Genomic DNA, 20,245 nt, shown 5'->3' on the forward strand with positions numbered 1-20,245 from the left:
CTGTAAATATTGACTACTCCCGTCAGGTGACCCGGGAAAACAGCAGGCGGAAACCGCTTCATCTCGGCGGCCTCCGTGATCTCTGCGGCTTGATTCGCGGGTTTTGTTTTAGCTTCATTATTCGCCTTCATCGTCGCCGTAAGCTGTCCCATCCACCTTGCCGCTAAACACCAGATACTGATAGCCGTTGTAGAACAGCATGATCGGTATGAGCGGCAGGATACCGACCAGCATGAACAGCAGCGTACCGGAAGAGGCTGAAGCAGCGTTCCAGGTCAACGCGGGAGTGAGGGCGTAAGGATACAGGCTCGCGACCAGACCGACAAAAGACGCCACAAACAGCAGCAGCGTGCCCAGGAATGGCCAGTATTCATGCCGCTTGAGATAGGCCCATAGCGTCAGCAGCGCGGCAAATATGGCTACGCTGCCTGCCAGCGCATAAGGCAGCGCCGAGCTGCCGGACCAGCGGCTGGCAATATGGGCGTTGTGCAACGGCGTCAACGCCAGCACCAGCGCACCCGTCGCCAAGGTACCCAGCAACAGCCAGAAGCCGCGCCGATAGGCGCGATCCTGCATCTCGCCGGTGGATTTGAGTATCAACCAGCCCGCCCCCATCAGCGCATACCCCAACGCCACGCCCAATGCGGTCAGCAGCGTGAAGGGGGTCAACCAGTGCCAGGCGCTGCCCACATAATTACCCGCCAGGGTCGGCCAGCCCTGAATCAGCGCGCCCAGTATCATCCCCTGGCTGATGGCTGCACCCACACTGCCTACGCCAAAGGTCACATTCCACAGCCACTTGCGCCTGCTGGCATGGCGAAATTCGAACGCCACACCGCGCATGATCAGCGCAAACAGCATCACCATGACCGGGATATACAATCCCTGCAGCAAGGCGGCGTAAACCGGCGGAAACGCCCCGAACAGCACGCCGCCCAACAGCACCAGCCAGGTTTCGTTGGCGTCCCACACGCTGGACAGACTCGCCATCATCAGGCCGCGGCGGTCTTCATCGCAAGCCACCAGCGACAGGATACCGACGCCCAGATCAAAGCCGTCCAGCACCACATACAGCAACAGCGACAGCCCGGCTACGCCGATCCAGAATGACACCAGGAAACTTTGCAGGTCCATACAGCGTTCGTCCTTGAATGATTACAGCGCAGAAAAACTCGATCAGATGCGCCGATCCTGCCAGCCGTGCGAGGCAACTGCTGGCGACTCCAGCGCCAGGTCCGGGCCCTTGCGCAGCCAGCGTCGCGCAAAAATAAAGAATGCTATTGCCAACACGATGTACAGCAGACTGTATCCGGCCATGCTGAACATGACGCTGGACGCGGGAAGCGGCGATGCCCCCTCACTGGTGCGCAGCAAACCATAGACCAGCCACGGCTGACGCCCCACCTCGCGCACGGTCCAGCCCAGTTCCACAGCAATATAGCCGAGCGGCACCGCCCACAGCCAGCCTTTGAGCAGCCACGGGCGTGACTGCCAGGCCGTCGCTTGCCACCCATGACGCCACGCGTGCCACACACTCAGCGTCATCAATACAAAAAAATAAAACCCGATCGCCACCATCAAGCGGAAACTGTAAAACAACAGCGGCAACGCGGGTGGGCGATCCTGTGGCGCAATATCGAGCAGGCCTTTCACCTGGCCGTCCCAGGTGCTGGTTGCCAGCAGGCTCAACGCATTGGGGATCTTGATCTCCCAGTCATTGGCGCCTTTTTCTGCGTCGGGCCAGGCGGCAACCGCCCATGCCGCGCCCTGACCTACCGGATTGGTATGCCAGTGGCCTTCGATCGCCGCTCCCTTGGCTGGCTGGTAAACAAATACGGATTTACCCGAACCGTCGCCCAGGTAAATTTGCAAAGGGGTAATCAGTACCGCCGCCAGCACCGCCATCCTGAAGCTCTTCATGAAGAACGCCGGATTGCGGTTTTTCAGGACATACCAGGCCGACACGCCGCCCACCACGAAGCAGCCGGTTTCCAGCGCGGCCACCCACATGTGGCTCACCCCCCACACCATATCCGGGTTGAACATGGCGGCCCAGAAATCAGTGAGCACAAAGCGCCCATTCACCACCGATCCGCCCGCTGGCGTTTGCATCCAGGAATTCGCCATGACGATCCACAGCGCCGACAAGCTGGCGCCCGCAGCCACCATCAGGGTGGCAAAGAAATGTACCGCGCGCGGCACACGTTTCCAGCCCAGCAGCATGATGCTGAGGAAGCCCGCCTCCAGCATGAATGCCATGGCGCCTTCAAAACCCAGCGCTGCACCGAAAAAATCCCCGGCAAAGCGCGAAAATTCCGCCCAGTTGGTGCCGAATTCAAATTCCAGCGGCAGGCCGGTGACGACCCCCACGCTGAAATTGAGCACAAACAATTTTGCCCAGAAACGCGCATGGCGATAGTAGTCCACATCGCCGGTTTTCAGCCACAGCGCTTCGATCACCACCAGGAAAAACGACAGCCCGATGGTGAGCACCGGCCACACAATATGAAACAGCGCAGTCAAGGCAAACTGGGCACGGGACAAGTCGGTAACGAGCATGGTTGCCATGAAGAGTCGAGCAGCAATTATTGGAAGGTGTTTTATAGTAATTCATCGACGGAATAGCAAACCTTAAGTTCAATTTACGAGCCAGCCGGTCCTGGGTCACATCCCCCAAGCCTTAGCCGTGCAATGGGGCATTTCCCCCGCCGGACTCTTTGCCCAGCGGTGGCTTTTTTCAAAAAATCAATTGCTTACGTTTCTGGCATAAGACATGCATCGCATTGCTTGGGCAAGGAGCCCAAACAGGACCATCGCAACAGGAGGTAGATATCATGAACAAGCGAAGCGCGGCCGGTGCCAAACTGGCACTGCCCATCGTATTAACCATGTCGCTCATTTCCGGTACCAGCTATGCGGCCGTATCCGGAACGCAGCCGAGTCTGAGGATTAAAAACGAGACCTACACTGAAAACAGCGGCTGGGCCAATCCCCAGCTGGAGCATGCCGCAGCAGAATCCGGACGTGTGCTGATTGGCCATCTGCGCGCTGCGCGGGCATTTCTGGCCGACGGCTCCGTTGCGGGTGCGCGTAACGAACTGATCGTTGCGCAGGACTTCAGTGCGGCGCTGAAACATGACATGCCTTTTCTGGAAGTATCCAAATCGATACGCAACGCGCAGAAAAAGTTGATCTCCGGAAATACCGAAATTGCTTACGATGACTTGCTGCCGATCTATGCCAGCTTGGACGATATGCAAGTCTATGCACCTGAACTGGCGCGGCAGGAACGCCACAAGATCAAACACGCTGAAACCCAGGCGCGTAGCGGAAAGACCCATGCGGCCGCACAAGCCTTGACCGATGCAGCGAACGAACTGGAAGCCACCACGGTATATCTTCCGCTGGACCACATCAGCAAAGAAATCCGGCTCGCGCAAGCGGCGTTGCGTGGCAGCCATCCCGATTTGAAATCGGCGCAAAAGTCTGTCAACAAGGCACTGGATAGCCTGGTCGCCGAGAAAGTCCGAATACTGGCTTTCCCCAACAGCTAAACCCGCACAATGTTTTTAGTCACCACACTGAAAGGAATGCAATCATGGAAACTCTACAACCCAACCAAAGCGCTGTCGTTGCCACGTTCGACACCCATCCGCAAGCAGAACAAGGGGTGAAGGAACTGCAGAAATCCGGCTTCGATATGAAGAAGCTGTCCATCATCGGACGCGGCTATCACAGTGAAGAACATCCGCTTGGCTTTTACACCAGCGGCGACCGCATCAAGACCTGGGGCGGCATCGGTGCCTTCTGGGGCGGCCTGTGGGGGATATTATTAGGCGCCGCCTTCTTCTGGGTGCCAGGTTTTGGCCCGCTGGCAGTAGCAGGCCCCATAGTCGGCATGCTGGCCGGCGGCCTGGAAGGCGCCGCAGTGGTAGGCGGCCTCAGCGCGCTGGTCGCGGCACTGATGAGCCTGGGCCTGCCCAAACACAGTGCAATCAAATACGAAACCCAGCTCAAGGCCAACAAGTACCTGGTCATCGCCCATGGTAGCGCCGAAGAAGTGGATAGCGCCCGGGAGATCCTGCAGCGTGCACATGCGCTGGAGACCGAACGACTGGCTGCCTGATTTGCACCTGATTCGGTCTGGCCAATAGCTTGAGTGGCGTTGATTCGGTATGAACATCGCGAGGGTGGGTAAGTGCCAGGAACAGTCAGCCTGAGATATTACCGGGATGTTTGGTGTTCAATCCTAAGCTTCCATCCAACTTTTGAAATCGTCGGCCTACGCGGCTTTTCGCGCAGGCCGACGAAATGAGTAGCTCAACTTCACTCGCGCCTAACTTTTCTCAGCCATGTATCCCACGATTCAACTCTTATTGGTGGATGAGTACTCCGCTCAACGTCATGGCGCTTCATGCTTTCCTCATGATCGTTGCGCGTTCTTCCTCCAATAACGACACACCTGATATTGATGTCCTTGTCGGGATCAACTTCTAGATCTCCGGCAGGCCCCAAGAGGGAGTTGTACTGAGATATTCCTTCCTCGACATTCTGGCGAACTCGATGCACTTGCACTCTGAATTCCTTAATGCCATCTATGACGTGTCTCAGTCGTTTCCTAATTTGGTCGATAGCGTCGTCAATCTTGCAGGCAAACTTGTCGTAATGCCCCTGATTTACCAAATGGAATTCAGCCCCCTTTACCTCAATCAGCGTGATATCCATTCGCGATCTTCCTGAGAAGACTGCAAAATCAACCGCCCCATCTGCTATTGGGAATTCGGAAAAGCAAATGTATTCATCCTTTGGGTCTGCGTAAACCTCGGCAAATATTGATAGGTCTTGCTTCAGTAGTCGTTGGAGCTCCTGTTCACCTGCACCGCGCTCTACGATATCTATGATCATTCTTTTGCTGATCATCCGAGACTCAATGTCATTACGCCTTTTAGTTATTTCTGATGCTTCAGGGTAGGGCGAATCAATAAATGGATCGATTTCGTTTCGAATGCGATCAATTTCGTTGAGTAGGCGTGGTTGATCTAGAGTTCTAGCGTTTAACTCCTTCGCGTCGCACTTCAGTAACGCTTCTATGTCGCCCTGCTTGATTGACTCCCAATGAGGCACCCCGGAATCTCCAAACGTGGCCAAGTCAAATGTGTCACCACGGAAAGTGTTTGCTTCATAGTGTTCGATGAAACCACATTGCTCCGATACGACGCCCCTTGCGAGCAGTGATTTGCACAATAGTTCAATGGAGTTCGTTACCGACGAAGATGTGTTCTTATCGCCAAGGTCTGTCAGCAACGCGAAAACCGTTGAATTTTCACCAATAAAGGTTCTAACGCGGCAAATGCCATCTTGCCGGGTTCCGCAAGCTGTAGGAAAACGGTGAATAAAGTCGTTAATTTTCATGTGAAGTCGAACGTTCAAATTGAGGAGTAGCGCGCTTTTGCGCAGTCCCGCTCGAATGCCGGGATGGGCATCTTGTGGCGTGAAGTGGCGCGCATTGCAAAGGCCTCAATCCTTTCCCATTTGTTCCTTCATGTAGAGGCAATCGTCACACAGAACTTGACCCTCGAACTCCGCGTTTGCAATTACCTCGGGATAGCTGGCGAGAGGAATGGATGTTTCACACAACTCGCAGGTGATTTTCATTTCAGGAGCGATGAAGCGAGAGAAGGCTTCCTTCTGCTACGCAGAGAGTGCGTCGAGGTTGCCATCTGCAATAATTTTTTTGCGATCCCGACTGACACGGGATTTGTAATTCTTTCATCATCAATAAGTGCTTGAAGCGATACTCGAATGGAGTCTTGTTCCTCCTGAAACTCCATAAATCGCTTGGTAATTGACATGGTTTTTCCCTTCCTAGTTAGTGACAAGCCTAAGCATAGGCAGACTGAATGGACTTCAGATGCCCAACAATTAACAAGAGCCCCATGGGTCTGGCATTTATTAATATAGAGACGGCTGTCATAGCGGATTATCCTCCAGTTTGGGTTCACCAACTATATGCATGAAGTGGAAGGTGGGCTTGTGAATAGTCCGCTTTCACTCCATCAGTAGATATTTAGTGAATAAGCCTAGACCGTCTCTTGTGGGTCGTATTCTGCCGTTTATTAATAACGATTTCTGGCCTGGATCTGTCTTATGAGGCGTAGGTATTACAAGCCAGCCTGCCAGCAAGACGGGCGCTACCCTAGGCACGGGGAGTCACCCGTTTCATTGCGCATCAATCAATGACGATGGCATGATGCGCGTCAGTACCATTACAAATAGTACTAGCAGGTGTCGGGTTGATAACTGGCCAAATGTCGGTTGGTTATAAAACGGGGATATCACCATGGCTCTGGAAATAATCGGCGCGGGGTTTGGGCGCACCGGCACATTGTCTGTTTATACCGCACTTCAGCAGTTGGGTTTTCCGTGCTATCACATGTTCGAAGTACTGGAAAACAAGGAAAATAAATCGCACCTGGATTTTTGGCGCAAAGTCGCTAATTCTGCGCCGGGCGCGCAGCACGACTGGGCACAGGTATTTTCAAAATATACCGCCGCGGTGGACAACCCGGCGTGCTGTGTATGGCGCGAACTGCTGGCTGCTTATCCCAATGCCAAGGTGGTGCTGACTGTTCACCCGCGTGGTGCCGAAGCCTGGTATGAAAGCACGATGGACACCATTTATTTCACCGAAACAATGTGGCAGTTCAAAGTACTGGAATTCGCCACGCCGTTCGGGCGAAAATTTGGCGACATGTCCCGCAAGCTGATCTGGCAGCGCTCGCACAAGGGCACCATGGATGATCGCGACCTGGCCATCGCTCACTATCATCAGCACATCGCGGATGTAAAAGCCGCGGTTCCGGCCGATCGGCTGCTGGTATTTTCCGCCGACCAGGGCTGGAAACCGCTTTGCGAGTTTCTGGATGTGCCGGCGCCTGAAACGGAATTTCCTAACGTCAACGATCGCGCAGCCATTAAAAAGACCGTGCGCGATCTTACCAAAGGCGCCTATGTCATTCTTGGTGTGGGTTCGGTGACATTGGCCGGTTTGATTTATGAAGCCGTCCATTTCTTTTCCTGAAAATCAAAACATGGAGAGCCGTTCGGTTGTTCGCTTTACTCACTGGCAGTGATCGCCTGCGGCATCCAGCCCATAAACTCAAACGCGATATCTTTTCGAGGAAACATGAGTTCCATTACCGTTCGTCAAGCCATCTTGTCTGATCTTGAAGCGCTTGTACCGCTTTTTGATGCTTATCGCCAATTCTACGGTCGCGCCAGCGATGTTCGCGCTGCGAGAGCGTTTTTATCGGCCCGCTTCGATCATGGCGAGTCCATTCTGTTCATCGCATTTGAAGACGGCATGCCGGTTGGTTTTACCCAGCTTTATCCCGGCTTCTCTTCCATATCTCTCGCCCGGACATTCATACTCAATGATCTCTATGTTGATGAGCATGCACGCAGAAAAGGCGTGGCTGCAAAACTGATGTCCGCCGCCGTCGATTTCGCCCGCGCACTGGGCGCTGTGCGCGTCTCGCTGTCAACCGCTACAACCAATGAAACTGCACAGGCCCTTTATCAATCTGCAGGCTGGAAACGGGATGAACAGTTTCTGGTCTATCACATCAAGCTTTCAACCTGAACTGGCAGCCGAGCAGGCTGCCTCGCGTCAAGGGAGACACATATGCCAGGCGAACTGAACAAAAAGGTTTTTGTTGCCGGTGCAGGAGGCGTTATCGGCCGCAGGCTTTGTCCGTTGCTGGTCCGCGACGGCTGGTCGGTGACTGGTACAACACGCTCGGCAGAGAAAGCATCGGCCCTGCGCGCCATGGGTGTAACGCCGGTGATTGTGGACGTGTTCGACGAGAAAGCATTGCTCGACATTGTCTGCGCAGCGCAACCGGATGTTGTGGTGCATCAACTGACCGACCTGCCTCCCGCGCTCGACCCCACAAAGATGGCTGAAGCGCTAATCCGCAACGCGCGTCTCCGTGAAGTCGGCACGCGCCATCTGGTCGCCGCGGCGGTGGCTGCGGGAGCACGGCGGATGGTCGCCCAAAGCCTTGCTTTTGTTTATGCGCCCGGCCCGACGCCCTACCGTGAAGATGCACCGCTGAATCTGGAAGACCCTGATTTCGGATTATCGGCTCGGGCCGTTGCCAGCCTCGAACAGCAGGTGCTCAGCGCTCCGTTCGAGGCCATTGTTCTCCGCTACGGGAAACTTTATGGGCCGGGGACGGGTTTCGACAAACCATCTGGTGGTGGACCGCTGCATGTCGACGCCGCTGCCGACGCAGCGCGGCGGGCAGTCATGCGCGGGGATGCCGGTATCTACAATATTGCTGAGGATGGCGGGACTGTTACCATCGATAAAGCGCGGGCGGCCCTGGGCTGGAACGCCGACTTCCGTATCGGTGCATACAATCGCCAGGCCGACGTTTCACCTGATCCATAATGCCTGTGGAAAGTCTGAATATTGAATGCCCGGTTCCCGAAAGCACGTCTGTCAACGGCGGCAGAAGGTGATTAATTTCCTTGCACATCAATCAATTGCGATGGCATGATAGGCAGGCAGTACTTTTTTAGTCAGTCTGCATCAGGACGCTTGCGGCTGTCCGATACCGTTAGCGTTTCCATCAACTGCCAATGGGAGAAAAACATGAAAAACGTATCGTTGATATTTGCCCTTGTTTCCAGTCTTGCCGCATTCGCTGCTTCAGCCGATATGATGGTTCCGATGCATGTGGTGAATGAGAAAGGCATCGGCGCTTCTGTGGGTCAGGTGACCCTCTCCGAATCAAAATACGGTCTGGTGTTTACGCCTGCGCTCAACGGCCTCGCGCCCGGTCTGCATGGTTTTCATGTGCATCAAAACGCCGATTGCCAGCCCAAGGAAAAGGATGGAAAGATGGTTGCCGCGCTTGCCGCAGGCGGCCATTACGATCCTGAAAAAACCGATCGCCATGGCACGCCCTGGGGCGATGGACATCTGGGCGACCTGCCGCCGCTGTTTGTGGATGCCAGCGGCAATGCCACCCAGCCGGTTCTGGCGCCACGGCTCAAAATGGCCGACATGAAGGGACGTTCCGTGATGGTCCATATGGGCGGTGATAACCATGCCGATCATCCCGCGCCCCTGGGCGGCGGAGGCGCGCGCATGGCGTGCGGTGTGGTTCTGTAGAACACCCATCATTTCGACGGACAATCGCAAAGCGGCCTTTGCTTGTCCGTCTCCAAAACGGAGCTGCAATGACAACAGAACAAGATGCCTGCCCCAATTGCGCTTCCCTGCGCCAGCAACTGTCTGAAAAGGACCAGGCGATCCAGGCTTTGCGCAACCAGATCGAAGAGCTGTCCCGGCATGATCCACTGACCGGCGTGCTCAACCGGCGCAGCCTGACCGAGATGCTGGATGCGGAATTGCAGCGCTCGCTTCGAACCGGGCATCCGTTCAGTTTCGCAATCATCGATATGGACCATTTCGGCGCAGCGAACGATCAATACGGTCACCTTGCTGGAGATGCCATATTGAAAACAGTGGCCGATACAGCGATCAAGCTGCTCAGGACGGTAGACCGGTTTGGCCGTCTCGACAGTGATCAGTTCGGCATCGTGTTACCGGCCACCTGGCTGGATCAGGGCCTGATTGCCATGGGTCGGCTGAGCAATGCTGTGGCCGGGTGCGATTGGGCCGGCATCGCTCCGGGTCAGGCGGTGACATTTTCCGCCGGGATTACCACCAATGCGCCCAGGGACACTTCCGAGCTGATCGTCAGGCGTGCCGAAAAGGCGCTCGCCGAGGCAAAACAGGAGGGCGGAAACCGCACCGTGCAGATCGAGGAAGCGCTGCCGGATTTTCCGCCTATGGATTTGGAGTAACGCGCAGCGCGACTGCGCCAGCCAGCGCCGGACCCGGCGCCTCCCACAACGACGCACCTAGTACGTATGCGCGTGGTCCGGGTCTACCTTGCCGCGAAACACCACATACTGGTAGATGTTGTAGGTCATCATCACCGGGATCAGCATGCCGATGCCGACCAGCATGAACACCAGCGTGTTGTTCGGGGCAGCAGCCTCATCGATGGTGACGTAACCGGGTATGAGATAGGGGAACCAGGTCGCTGCCAGGCCGATAAACGAGAACAGGAAGATCAGCGTGGTCCAAACGAAGGGCGCAACCTCGTAACGCTTTTTCAACGCACGCAGCAGCATGAGGAAGCTGGAAAACGCGGCCAGCGGCAACAGCGCAAAGTAATACACGTTGGGAACGCTGAACCAGCGCGTGTAAATCTGCGGATACTGCATCGGCGTCCATACCGTCACCACGGCTGCCGTCGCGATCATTGCCAGCGCCAGCAGGTGGCCGCGCTCGAAGCAGGCGTCCTGCATCCTGCCGCGCGATTTCATGATGAGGTAGGTGGAGCCGAGCATGGCGTATCCGGCCACCACGCCGAGGGCGACAAACACGCTGAACGGCGACAGCCAGTCCATCGCGCCGCCGACGAAATGGCCATCCACCACCGCCACGCCATTGAGCAGCCCGCCCAGCGCGAAGCCTTGCGCCGCTGCGGCGACCAGACTGCCGAGCCCGAACGTGAAACTCCAGAGCGGCTTGTTGGTCGACAGTTCGTGGAATTCGAACGACACGCCGCGCAGCATGAAGCCCAGCAGCATGACGATGACCGGGATGTACAGCCCGTGCAATACCGTGCCATATACCAGCGGAAACGCGCCGAACAGCGTGCCGCCGATCACCACCAGCCAGGTTTCGTTGGCGTCCCAGATGCTGCCCAGGCTGGACATCATGGCCGCGCGGCGCGGCTCGTCGCCGACGAACAGCGAGAGCACGCCGACACCGAGGTCGAAGCCGTCGAGCACTACGTAAATCACCATGAACAGCCCGATGATGAGAAACCAGATGGTTGCCAGCAGATGGTGGGTAGAATCGAGTGCGACGGCTTCCATCAATGGCTTCCTTGTGCAACGGCAGGCTGAGTGTGAATACCGGTGTGACGCGCCGATTGATGGGGCGGGTCTTCAAACACCGGCCCTTTGCGCAGCACGCCGCGCATGAATACCAGTGCCGCAATGCCGATCACGCTGTAAAACACGACGTACGACAGCAGCGACCACTGCAGCACCGCGACCGGCACGTTACTGACGCCGTGCGCAGTGCGCATCATGCCGTACACAATCCACGGCTGCCGCCCCACTTCACGCACCAGCCAGCCCGCCTCGATGGCGATGTACGCCGCCGGTATGGTCAGCAGCCAACCGCGCAGCAGCCACTTGTTACGGCTCACGCTGGCAGCCAGCATCTGCGCCTTGTGCCGCCACAGCATCCACAGCGTCACCACGGCCATGAATGCAATGAACACGCCGGCCACCAGCATCACGCGGAAACTGTAAAACGGGATCAGCACCGGCGGCTGGTCAGCTGGTTTGAAATCGCTTAGTCCCTGCACCCGGCCGGTAAGCGAGTGCGTGACAATCAGGCTGGTCACGTCCGGCACGGCGATCTCCCAATCGTTTTTCTGCGCCGCCTGATTGGGCAGCACAGCAATCGCCCAGGGCGCGCCCGTGTCCGGTTTGTTGGTATGCCACAGCGCTTCGATGGCCGCCAGCTTGGCCGGTTGCGTCTGCGCCAGCGCGCCGCCGGCCGAGTCGCCAATCAGGATTTGCAGCGGCGCCACCGCCGCCAGGGCAATCACCGCCCATTTGAACGACGGCAGGAAGAACTCGCGGTGGCGCTGCTTCAATAGATAATAAGCACTCACGCCCGCGACCACCACCAGCGAAAGCTCGATGCACGCCATGAACATGTGGCTAAAGCCGTGCGCCAGATCGGGATTGAAAACCGCGTCGAAGTAACTGGTAATGGCGAACTTGCCATGCTGCATCGTCACCCCGGCGGGCGTCTGCATCCACGAATTGGCGACCATGATCCAGAATGCCGACAGCGTGCTGCCGAATGCGACCATGCCGGTGGCAAACAGATGCATGCCCGGGCTGACGCGCTTCCAGCCGAACAGCATGATGCCGAGGAAACCCGCCTCGAGCATGAACGCCATGGCGGTTTCAAAACCCAGAATATTGCCGAAAAAATCGCCGCTGGCGATGGAGAACGGCCCCCAATTGGTGCCGAAGGAAAACTCCATGGGCAGGCCGCTGATCACGCCGACGCCGAAGTTGATCAGGAAAATTTTGGTCCAGAACCGTGCCTGCTGGTAATAGAACACTTTGCGCGTCTTGACCCAGGCGGCTTCCAGCGCGAACAGGATCAGCGCCAGACCGATGGTCAGCGGCGGCCATAGGATATGGAACAAGGCGATGAAGCCGAATTGCGCGCGCGAGAGGAACTCGGGGTTGTGTAGCAGATCCATGGGGAAATCCTCAACCAGCAATAGCAGTGTCGTAAGACCCAAAATATCAGTTTATAAGCAATTACTGATTTATTAGGCTACTGTTAAGGCATATCTGCTGCTGATTTGTTCCCGGTGCGCGGAATTTATTAAGCCAATATCTCTATTTCATGCCCTGTGGGGCTTTTAATCCACACTGCCTGCGAATGTCCATCCCACATTTTCTCCCGCCCGCAACGGCACCAGGCTGTATTCGCCCAACGCCTTGATGGCCGGCACCGCCCAGGTTTCACGCTTTAGCGTAACGCGCGAACTATTGCGCGGCAGGCCATAGAAATCCGCGCCGAACTGGCTGGAGAAGCCTTCGAGTTTGTCCAGCTTGCCCACCACGTCGAAAGCTTCGGCATACAGTTCCAGCGCGGCATGCGCCGTATAGATACCGGCGCAGCCGCAGGCGGATTCCTTGGCGCCCACCGGGTGCGGGGCGCTATCGGTGCCGAGGAAAAATTTCGGGCTGCTACTGGTGGCGGCGGCGATCAGGGCCTGGCGATGCTGTTCGCGCTTCAATATGGGCAGGCAGAAGTAATGCGGCCGGACGCCGCCCTGGAACATGGCGTTACGGTTGTACAGCAGGTGGTGCGCAGTGATTGTGGCGGCCACGTTGGCGGGTGCGGCGTTTACAAACTCCACGCCTTGTTGTGTGGTGAGATGCTCCAGCACGATGCGCAGGGCGGGAAATTTTTGCGTCAGCGGGATCAGATGGCGTTCGATGAATACCGCCTCGCGGTCGAACACGTCGACGCTGGCATCGGTGACCTCACCGTGCAGCAGCAGCGGTACACCGAGGCGCTCCATCTCGGCGAATACCGCGTCGCAGCGGGACAGATCGGTCACGCCCATGTCCGAATTGGTGGTGGCACCCGCCGGGTAATATTTCACCGCGTGGACGAAGCCGCTGTCCTGGGCGCGGGCAATCTCGCCGGGATCAGTGTTGTCGGTGAGATAGAGCGTCATCAGCGGCTGGAAATCCGACCCGGCAGGCAGGGCCGCCAGGATGCGCTCACGGTAGGCGCGCGCCTCTTCCACGGTACGCACCGGCGGCTTGAGATTGGGCATGACGATGGCTCTGGCAAAGCGCTTTGCAGTGTCGGGCAATACCGATTGCATGGCGGCGCCGTCGCGCAGATGCAGGTGCCAGTCGTCGGGGCGGGTGAGGATAAGTGTGTCCATGTGCATTCATTCCTGTAGAAAACATATTAGCCGCAGCGGCTACCGAGGAAACCATTCCGCCGTGGCCCGGGTTTCAGGTTTTTTCTTCGTGGCCTGCCGCGGCATCGCGCATTTGCAAAGCCAGTTCGTAAGCGGCATTTTTCTTCTGGCCGGTGAGTCTGGCAGCCAGTTGCGCCGCCTGTTTCACCGGCAATTCTTCCAGCAGCACGGCCAGCGTGTCGCGCAGGCGCAGTGTGTCTTCATCCGCATCGGCCACGGGTGCGCCTTCCACGATCAGCACGAATTCGCCTTTTTGGCGGTTGGGGTCGGCTGCCAGCCAGGCCTGCGCTTCGCCCAGCGGCAAGCTGTGAATGGATTCGAACAGCTTGGTCAGTTCGCGCGCCAGGGTCACGCGCCGCGTGCCGCCCAGGGTTTCGGCCAGATCCGCCACGCAGTCGAGAATGCGATGCGGTGCTTCGTAGAACACCAGCACATACGGCAGGCGGGCGAGTGCAGCCAGGGCATTGCGTCGTGCCGAGGATTTGGCCGGCAGAAAACCGTAAAACAGCCAGTGCGGCGCAACCACCCCGGCTGCCGATAGCGCACAGATCACCGCACTCGCGCCCGGCACCGGCACTACGGTAATTCCCGCCGCGTGCGCCGCCGCCACCAGCAATGTACCGGGGTCGCTGATCGCCGGGGTGCCTGCATCCGTCACCAGCGCCACGTTCTTGCCGGCCTGCATGTCCGTTACCAGACGCGCGCTGATCTGCTGCTCATTGTGTTCATGCAGCGCGACAAAACGCGCCTGAATCCCCAGCCGGGTAAGCAACTGGCCGCTGTGGCGGGTATCTTCTGCCGCAACCAGGTCAACCGACCGCAGCACTTCCAGCGCACGCTGGGTAATGTCACCCAGATTACCGATGGGCGTTGCCACCACATATAATGTCCCGCATGTATGCATGTTTACCGCCGCTGACCAATCCCGCTATTGTCGCCGCCACAGCCTGCCGGAGCAAATCCTGATGGCGGCCAGCGGGCCGCAGGCCGAACAGGCGGCGGCTGCGTATCTGATCCGGCACGGGCTGGTGCTGGTGGAAAAAAACTATCGCTGCCGCTTTGGCGAAATCGATCTGATCATGCGCGCCGGTGCCACACTGGTCTTCGTGGAAGTACGCAGCCGCCGCTCGCGCGCTTTCGGCGGCGCGGCCGCCAGTATCGATGTGACCAAGCAGCGCAAACTCATCGCCGCCGCGCAACACTATCTGGGTCAACTCGGAAAACCCCCGCCATGCCGGTTTGATGCGCTGCTGTTTGAAGGCGAAGAGATCGAGTGGATACCCGACGCCTTCGGTGCATAGTGCATGGCGTGTGTCATAATTTGACCTATGGACCTAATCGCACGTATATCTGAACACTTTGGCGACAGCGCTCGCCTGAAAATGGACGCCATGGACACGCTCGCCGTGCCCATCGCCCTGGCCGTGGAACACATGAGCGAATGCCTGCTCGCGGACGGCAAAATCCTGTCCTGCGGGAATGGCGGTTCCGCAGCCGACGCACAGCATTTTTCCTCCGAGCTGGTCAATCGCTTCGAAATCGAGCGTCCCGGTCTGGCCGCGATTGCGCTGTCCACCGACACATCGATCCTGACCTCGATCGCCAACGACTACGATTTCAGCCAGGTTTTTTCCAAACAGGTCGCCGCACTTGGCCACGCGGGCGACATATTGCTGGCGATTTCCACCAGCGGCAATTCGCGCAATGTGATCGAGGCGATTCGCGCTGCCCACGCTCGCGACATGCGTGTCGTGGCGCTTACCGGCAACGGCGGCGGGCAGATCGACGAACTTCTGCGCGACGATGACGTCCACATCTGCGTACCTGCGACTTCCACGGCACGAATTCAGGAAGTCCATCTGCTCACCATCCACTGCCTGTGCGATGGAATTGATTGTTTAATTTTAGGAGTCGAATAATGCGTACTACATTGATTGTTGCCGCACTGGGTTTGGCACTATTGCAATTGCAGGGTTGCGTGCCGCTGGTCGCAACCGGCATCGGGGCAGGCGCGTTGATGGCGGCAGACCGCCGCAGCTCCGCCGCCTACATCGAAGACCAGGAAATCGAATTGCGTGCGGGCAACCGCATCGGCGAGGCCTATCCAAAAGACACGCATGTCAATGTCACCAGCTTTAATCACGACGTGCTGCTTACCGGCGAAGTGCCGACTGCCGAGGCTCAGCAAAAAATCACCGACATCGTTCAGGGCGTGGGCAATGTACGCAAGGTATACAACCAGACCGTGGTGGGTCCGGTGTCCCTGCTCTCCTCGCGCAGCAACGACGCCTACATCACGACCAAGGTCAAAGCACGCTTTCTCGACGCCAAACGTTTCCAGGTCAACTACGTCAAAGTGGTCACTGAAAACGGCGTGGTGTATTTGATGGGCCTGGTCACTCAACAGGAAGCAGATGACGCCGCGCAGCTCGCCAGCACCACCAGCGGGGTGAAAAAAGTGGTCAAATTATTCCAGATCGTTCAGTAAGCCGGGTTATTCATGAACGAGCCCTGTCGTTGAAATCCACCTACCCGCAGCCTGATTTCGAGGCCAAAATTGCCACGCCGCAAACGCTGTCCGCACTGCTCGCGCGTCTGCCGCGCCCGCTGGTGTTCACCAACGGCTGCTTCGATATCCTGCACCGCGGACACGTCACCTATCTGGCGCAGGCGCGTGCGCTGGGTGCGGCGCTGATCGTCGGAGTCAACTCGGATGACTCGGTGCGACGCCAGAACAAGGGGGCGGATCGCCCCATCAATTGTCTGGAGGACCGCATGGCGGTACTGGCCGCTCTCGGCTCGGTCGACGGCGTGACCGGCTTCGACGACGATACCCCGCTGGCGCTCATCCAATTGATTCATCCCGACGTGCTGGTCAAAGGCGGCGACTGGCCAGTGGAGGCCATGGTCGGCGGCCGCGAAGTCCTCGGCTGGGGCGGGCAGGTACATTCCATTCCATTCCTGCACACCACTTCCACGACCGCGACCTTGACACGCATCCGGGGGCTTGCTTGAAATACAAAGACCTGCGCGATTTCATTGCGCAACTGGAAAAAATCGGCGAGTTGAAGCGTATCGCCACGCCTGTGAATCCACGCCTGGAAATGACGGAAATATGCGACCGCGTGCTGAAAGCCGCAGGCCCGGCCATCCTGTTCGAGCACCCCACTGGCCATACCATGCCGGTGCTCGGCAACCTGTTCGGCACGCCGCGCCGGGTGGCGCTGGGCATGGGCGAAGACTCGGTCGAAGCGCTGCGCGAAGTGGGCAAGCTGCTGGCTTTCCTGAAAGAACCGGAACCCCCCAAAGGCCTGAAAGACGCCTGGGACAAGCTGCCGGTATTCAAGCAGGTGCTCAACATGGCGCCCAAAGAAGTGAGCAGCGCCCCATGTCAGGACATCGTCTGGGAGGGTGCCGATGTGGATCTGGCCAAGCTGCCCATCCAGACCTGCTGGCCGGGTGACGCCGGGCCGCTCATCACCTGGGGGCTCACCGTCACCCGCGGGCCACACAAAAAACGCCAGAATCTGGGCATCTACCGCCAGCAGGTTATCGCGCCCAACAAGGTCATCATGCGCTGGCTGGCGCATCGCGGCGGTGCGCTGGATTTCCGCGAGTTCCAGCTGGCGCATCCGGGTAAACCGTTTCCTGTCGCAGTCGCGCTGGGTGCCGACCCGGCCACCATTCTCGGCGCGGTGACGCCGGTGCCGGATTCGCTGTCCGAGTACCAGTTCGCCGGGCTGCTGCGTGGCGCAAAAACCGAAGTGGTGACGTGCCTCGGCAGCGATTTGCAGGTACCCGCCAGCGCCGAGATCGTGCTGGAAGGCGTCATCCATCCCGGCGAAATGGCGCAGGAAGGCCCGTTCGGCGACCACACCGGTTACTACAACGAGATGGACAGCTTCCCGGTGTTCACCATCGAGCGCATCACCATGCGCAACAATCCCATCTACCACAGCACCTACACCGGCAAGCCGCCCGACGAACCCGCGGTACTGGGCGTGGCGCTCAACGAAGTGTTCGTGCCGCTGCTGCAAAAACAGTTCAACGAGATCGCCGATTTCTACCTGCCGCCGGAAGGCTGCTCGTACCGGCTGGCGGTGGTCAGCATCAGGAAAAGCTACCCCGGCCACGCCAAGCGCGTGATGTTCGGCGTATGGAGCTTCCTGCGCCAGTTCATGTACACCAAGTTCATCGTGGTGGTGGACGACGACATCAACATCCGCGACTGGAAGGAAGTGATCTGGGCGATCACCACGCGCATGGATCCGGTACGCGATACGCTGCTGGTGGAAAACACCCCGATTGATTACCTCGATTTCGCCAGCCCGGTGTCCGGCCTGGGCGGCAAGATGGGCATGGACGCTACCAACAAATGGCCGGGCGAAACCACGCGCGAATGGGGCACGCCGATTATCATGGACGCCGGCGTGAAACAGCGCGTAGATGCGATGTGGGACGAACTCGGTTTGGGCAAGAGCTGAGCAGAGCAGGCGTATGCCGGTACATTCCTGACATAACACCTATATACGCAATGACACGCTTGCGCCTATCATGTCCAGTCCGTCGTTAAGCTGACAAGCTGCAACGCAGCATAACAATTACTCACCAAGGAGTTCACGCATGAAACGCTTCCTGTTTACCGCCCTCATCGCCATCGCGGCCAGTCCGGCGCTTGCCGCCGACGTTGGCGTCTCGGTCAATATCGGCCAGCCCGGTTTTTATGGGCAGATCAACATCGGCAACACCTATCCTCGGCCCCAGCTTATCTATGCTGAACCCATCGTGATTGAGCGCCATCGGTCGTCGCTGCGACCGATTTATCTGCGCGTGCCGCCCGGCCACGCCAAACACTGGCGCAAACACTGCCACGAATACAATGCCTGTGGCCGGCCGGTCTATTTCGTCCGCGATAGCTGGTACAACGACGTGTATGTACCGCGCTACCGCGAAGAGCACGGTGACCGGGGCAGGGAACACGGTTATGAAAACCGTGGCAATCACGGCTATGACAACGAACGGGATCACGGCCGCGGACACGGACACGGGGAAGATCGCGGCCGGGGTCATGGCAGGGATCGCCATGACGACTAAACGTCGTCAGTAGTTAAATAATGCTGCCGCGCCCCGGCATACCCAACGCCGAGGCGCAGTTCCGGACGATGGCCCAAATCCGTAAATCTAGCGGCCGTTGTAAACCCATTCCAGCAACGCATCCTGCGCAGCGCCACCCGCCGCCGCATTCGTGTCGTTGATATCAAACACCACCACAAAACGCTTCCCGGTTTGGTCGAACACATAACCGGCGATGGTTTTGACGCCTTCCAGCGTGCCGGTCTTGATGTGCGCATGGCCTGCCAGCGGGGTGTCCTTGCCGCGCGACTTCATGGTGCCGTCCACGGCGGCAATGGGCAACGCGGATTCAAGCTCGGCAAACACCGGGCTGTTGTAGGCGGCCAGTAATAATTGCGCCATGCTGTGCGGACTGATGCGCTCGATGCGCGACAGGCCGGAGCCGTTTTCCAGCACCAGTTCGGGAAAATGCAAGCCTTTGCCGGCCAGCCAGACGCGCACCACGTCAGCCGATTTTTGTGTGTTTCCGGGCGCACCATTCTTCACCGCGCCCAGGCTCAGAAACAGACTGCGCGCCATGACGTTATTGCTGAATTTGTTGAGGCTGCGCACCACCTCGGCCAGCGGCGGCGACTCGAATACGACCAAACGTTGCGCGCTGGCTGGCACTTCGCCTGTACGCCAGTTGCCGGTGAAACGCGCCCCGGATTCCTGCCACAGCATGCGGAATGCATCCGCCACCGATACGCTGGCGTCACCCAGATTGAACGCGGTGCTTTTCTCGCCGCACGCCGCAGCGTAATTGCCATTCAGCACCAGACGGCTATTGCCGTTGTCGGGCAGCCATTGGATATCGATACGGTCGCGCCATTCGCCGCATGGTGCATTGTCGAGTTGCAGTTTGTTGACCAGACGCATGCCCGGCGGCAACGGGTCGGCGTAAACAGCCACGCCGCCGGATAATGGCGTGAGGCGCAGTGCCGTGCTGTTGAAATTGACCATCAGCGCGGCTGGAACCGCGTTGTAGGCACGCCCCGGTTCGCCGTCGAAACTTGCCGGGTCAGCGGCGGGCAAGCTGAAATAACTTTGGTCCAGCACCAGATCGCCGCGAATCTCGCGCACGCCCCGGCTACGCAACTCGCGCAGCAGCAGCCAGAAACGCTCCAGGGTCAGTTGCGGGTCGCCATAGCCCTTGATGTAGAGGTTGCCGGTGAGCACGCCATCGACCAGACTGCCGTCGGTATAGACCTCGGTTTTCCAGGTATAGGCAGGGCCCAGCAGTTCCAGCGCGGCATAGCTGGTCACCAGTTTCATGGTCGAGGCGGGGTTAAAGGACAGCCTGTCATCATGGCTCAGCAGTGGTGCATGCTTGCCTGCTTCCCATACCACCACACCGACATGGCTGGCCGGGATATTGGCCTGGCGCAGTGCAGCCTGCACCGATGCGGGCAAGGCGCCATTGCCCGCCCATGCAGTGCTCCATACCAGCAATAAAACCAGCCACTGAACACGCAAAATCATCGTACGCATGGGCAGACAGC

22 protein-coding genes are annotated in these 20,245 nt (G+C 58.2%); 13 read left to right on the plus strand and 9 right to left on the minus strand.

Annotation, left to right across the window (positions count from 1 at the left end):
- Positions 1-117: 117 nt before the first annotated feature.
- Both cydB (ACFDAU_RS14780) and ACFDAU_RS14785 read right to left on the minus strand, forming a co-directional pair.
- Positions 118-1,134 (minus strand): cytochrome d ubiquinol oxidase subunit II, encoded by a 1,017-nt coding sequence (cydB, locus tag ACFDAU_RS14780; RefSeq protein ID WP_413437664.1) that lies wholly within the window; start codon positions 1,132-1,134, stop codon positions 118-120.
- A 42-nt stretch (positions 1,135-1,176) separates the two neighbouring features.
- On the minus strand, positions 1,177-2,568 hold the full coding sequence (locus tag ACFDAU_RS14785) for a cytochrome ubiquinol oxidase subunit I (protein WP_413437665.1): 1,392 nt from the start codon (positions 2,566-2,568) through the stop codon (positions 1,177-1,179).
- A gap of 266 nt (positions 2,569-2,834) precedes the next feature.
- Between ACFDAU_RS14785 and ACFDAU_RS14790 the strand changes: the two genes are divergently transcribed.
- Entirely contained in the window at positions 2,835-3,554 is a 720-nt protein-coding gene (locus tag ACFDAU_RS14790; RefSeq protein WP_413437666.1) for a YfdX family protein, read from the plus strand.
- Between the two features lie 44 nt (positions 3,555-3,598).
- Positions 3,599-4,126, plus strand: coding sequence for a hypothetical protein (locus tag ACFDAU_RS14795; protein ID WP_413437668.1), 528 nt, complete (start codon positions 3,599-3,601; stop codon positions 4,124-4,126).
- Between the two features lie 200 nt (positions 4,127-4,326).
- Here ACFDAU_RS14795 and ACFDAU_RS14800 read toward each other — a convergent pair whose 3' ends face one another.
- Both ACFDAU_RS14800 and ACFDAU_RS14805 read right to left on the minus strand, forming a co-directional pair.
- Positions 4,327-5,412, minus strand: a complete 1,086-nt coding sequence (locus ACFDAU_RS14800) for a Shedu immune nuclease family protein (protein WP_413437669.1) — start codon at positions 5,410-5,412, stop codon at positions 4,327-4,329.
- A gap of 239 nt (positions 5,413-5,651) precedes the next feature.
- A complete protein-coding gene (locus tag ACFDAU_RS14805) occupies positions 5,652-5,852 on the minus strand; it encodes a hypothetical protein (protein ID WP_413437670.1) in 201 nt (66 codons plus the stop codon).
- A 488-nt stretch (positions 5,853-6,340) separates the two neighbouring features.
- Here ACFDAU_RS14805 and ACFDAU_RS14810 point away from each other — a divergent pair, with 488 nt between their 5' ends.
- From ACFDAU_RS14810 to ACFDAU_RS14830, 5 genes are all read left to right on the plus strand, one after another.
- Positions 6,341-7,081: a sulfotransferase family protein gene (locus ACFDAU_RS14810; protein ID WP_413437671.1), complete on the plus strand. Its 741-nt coding sequence runs from the start codon at positions 6,341-6,343 to the stop codon at positions 7,079-7,081.
- A gap of 105 nt (positions 7,082-7,186) precedes the next feature.
- Positions 7,187-7,642, plus strand: a complete 456-nt coding sequence (locus tag ACFDAU_RS14815) for an N-acetyltransferase family protein (RefSeq protein ID WP_413437672.1) — start codon at positions 7,187-7,189, stop codon at positions 7,640-7,642.
- Between the two features lie 42 nt (positions 7,643-7,684).
- Complete coding sequence (locus tag ACFDAU_RS14820) at positions 7,685-8,455, plus strand: NAD-dependent epimerase/dehydratase family protein (protein WP_413437673.1); 771 nt, start codon at positions 7,685-7,687, stop codon at positions 8,453-8,455.
- A gap of 204 nt (positions 8,456-8,659) precedes the next feature.
- Positions 8,660-9,181 carry a superoxide dismutase [Cu-Zn] SodC gene (sodC, locus tag ACFDAU_RS14825; protein WP_413437674.1) on the plus strand — a complete coding sequence of 174 codons (522 nt, stop codon included), beginning with the start codon at positions 8,660-8,662 and terminating at the stop codon, positions 9,179-9,181.
- Positions 9,182-9,249: 68 nt separating this feature from the next.
- Entirely contained in the window at positions 9,250-9,879 is a 630-nt protein-coding gene (locus ACFDAU_RS14830) for a GGDEF domain-containing protein (RefSeq protein ID WP_413437675.1), read from the plus strand.
- Positions 9,880-9,936: 57 nt separating this feature from the next.
- Here ACFDAU_RS14830 and cydB (ACFDAU_RS14835) read toward each other — a convergent pair whose 3' ends face one another.
- From cydB (ACFDAU_RS14835) to rsmI, 4 genes are all read right to left on the minus strand, one after another.
- Positions 9,937-10,965, minus strand: a complete 1,029-nt coding sequence (gene cydB / locus ACFDAU_RS14835; protein ID WP_413437676.1) for a cytochrome d ubiquinol oxidase subunit II — start codon at positions 10,963-10,965, stop codon at positions 9,937-9,939.
- Positions 10,965-12,383, minus strand: coding sequence for a cytochrome ubiquinol oxidase subunit I (locus ACFDAU_RS14840; RefSeq protein WP_413437678.1), 1,419 nt, complete (start codon positions 12,381-12,383; stop codon positions 10,965-10,967). Before ACFDAU_RS14840 ends, cydB (ACFDAU_RS14835) begins: the two co-directional genes overlap by 1 nt.
- A 165-nt stretch (positions 12,384-12,548) precedes the next feature.
- Entirely contained in the window at positions 12,549-13,592 is a 1,044-nt protein-coding gene (gene pyrC / locus ACFDAU_RS14845) for a dihydroorotase (protein WP_413437679.1), read from the minus strand.
- 73 nt (positions 13,593-13,665) lie between these two features.
- Complete coding sequence (rsmI, locus tag ACFDAU_RS14850; protein ID WP_413437680.1) at positions 13,666-14,535, minus strand: 16S rRNA (cytidine(1402)-2'-O)-methyltransferase; 870 nt, start codon at positions 14,533-14,535, stop codon at positions 13,666-13,668.
- A 61-nt stretch (positions 14,536-14,596) separates the two neighbouring features.
- On the opposite strand from rsmI, the gene ACFDAU_RS14855 reads away from it, so the two are divergent.
- The 6 genes from ACFDAU_RS14855 (at position 14,597) to ACFDAU_RS14880 (ending at position 18,725) form a co-directional block, all read left to right on the plus strand.
- Positions 14,597-14,932, plus strand: a complete 336-nt coding sequence (locus tag ACFDAU_RS14855) for a YraN family protein (protein WP_413439555.1) — start codon at positions 14,597-14,599, stop codon at positions 14,930-14,932.
- Between the two features lie 27 nt (positions 14,933-14,959).
- Entirely contained in the window at positions 14,960-15,550 is a 591-nt protein-coding gene (locus ACFDAU_RS14860) for a phosphoheptose isomerase (protein ID WP_124703214.1), read from the plus strand.
- Positions 15,550-16,119 carry a BON domain-containing protein gene (locus tag ACFDAU_RS14865; protein WP_413437681.1) on the plus strand — a complete coding sequence of 190 codons (570 nt, stop codon included), beginning with the start codon at positions 15,550-15,552 and terminating at the stop codon, positions 16,117-16,119. The genes ACFDAU_RS14860 and ACFDAU_RS14865 overlap by 1 nt, the downstream gene beginning before the upstream one ends.
- Before the next feature lie 29 nt (positions 16,120-16,148).
- Positions 16,149-16,646, plus strand: a complete 498-nt coding sequence (rfaE2, locus tag ACFDAU_RS14870) for a D-glycero-beta-D-manno-heptose 1-phosphate adenylyltransferase (protein ID WP_413437682.1) — start codon at positions 16,149-16,151, stop codon at positions 16,644-16,646.
- Positions 16,643-18,115 (plus strand): 4-hydroxy-3-polyprenylbenzoate decarboxylase, encoded by a 1,473-nt coding sequence (ubiD, locus tag ACFDAU_RS14875; RefSeq protein ID WP_413437683.1) that lies wholly within the window; start codon positions 16,643-16,645, stop codon positions 18,113-18,115. The genes rfaE2 and ubiD overlap by 4 nt, the downstream gene beginning before the upstream one ends.
- Positions 18,116-18,254: 139 nt before the next feature.
- Entirely contained in the window at positions 18,255-18,725 is a 471-nt protein-coding gene (locus ACFDAU_RS14880) for a hypothetical protein (RefSeq protein ID WP_413437684.1), read from the plus strand.
- An 87-nt stretch (positions 18,726-18,812) separates the two neighbouring features.
- Here ACFDAU_RS14880 and dacB read toward each other — a convergent pair whose 3' ends face one another.
- The gene (gene dacB / locus ACFDAU_RS14885; protein ID WP_413437685.1) at positions 18,813-20,234 is read right to left on the minus strand and encodes a D-alanyl-D-alanine carboxypeptidase/D-alanyl-D-alanine-endopeptidase; all 1,422 of its coding nucleotides are present in this window, start codon (positions 20,232-20,234) and stop codon (positions 18,813-18,815) included.
- Between the last annotated feature and the right edge of the window lie 11 nt (positions 20,235-20,245).

The organism is Sulfuriferula sp. GW1 (assembly GCF_047300855.1).
GTDB lineage: Bacteria > Pseudomonadota > Gammaproteobacteria > Burkholderiales > Sulfuriferulaceae > Sulfuriferula.